At 72.2% G+C, this 511-nt stretch carries 1 protein-coding gene; it reads right to left on the bottom strand.

Annotated features, from left to right (window positions below; genetic code table 11):
• Positions 1–511 (bottom strand): alanine--tRNA ligase-related protein (locus ABD768_RS43055; protein ID WP_344850788.1); only part of this gene is annotated, 511 nt, incomplete at both ends.

Raw genomic sequence — 511 nt, 5'->3', positions numbered from 1 at the left:
TGCCCGAATGACCCTGGGTGGCGCCGTGCCGCCAGGCCGCGTCGACGGCCGCCAGCACCTCGTCGCCCTCGACGATCTCGCCTTCGTCGACCACCACGCGGTGCAGCCAGACCTGCTTGTTGACGCGTTGCACGTCCTTGACGCTCAGGCGCACGCCCGAGCCGGTCGTGATGGTGCCCAGATCGGCCAGCTGACCACCCGCCTCGGCGTACAGCGGAGTGCGGTCCAGGATCACCTCGAGCTCGGTGCCCGGCGCGGCCGAGGCGACGCGTTCGCCGCCGGAGACCAGGCCGAGCACCCGCGCCTGGGACACCAGTTCGTCGAAGCCGGTGAACTCGGTGGGGCCCCGGTCGAGGAAGTCCCGGTACACCGACAGGTCGGCGTGACCGCTCTTGCGGGCGGAGGCGTCGGCCTTGGCCCGGCCGCGCTGCTCTGCCATCAGGGCGGCGAACCCGTCCCGGTCCACCTCCAGTCCGGCCTCGGACGCCATCTCCAGCGTCAGGTCGATCGG

The sequence above is a fragment of the Kribbella ginsengisoli genome (assembly GCF_039537185.1).
GTDB classification, from domain to species: Bacteria; Actinomycetota; Actinomycetes; order Propionibacteriales; family Kribbellaceae; genus Kribbella; species Kribbella koreensis.
The sequence above is the reverse complement of the archived record's forward strand: the minus strand, read 5'-3'. Positions and strand labels throughout refer to the sequence as shown.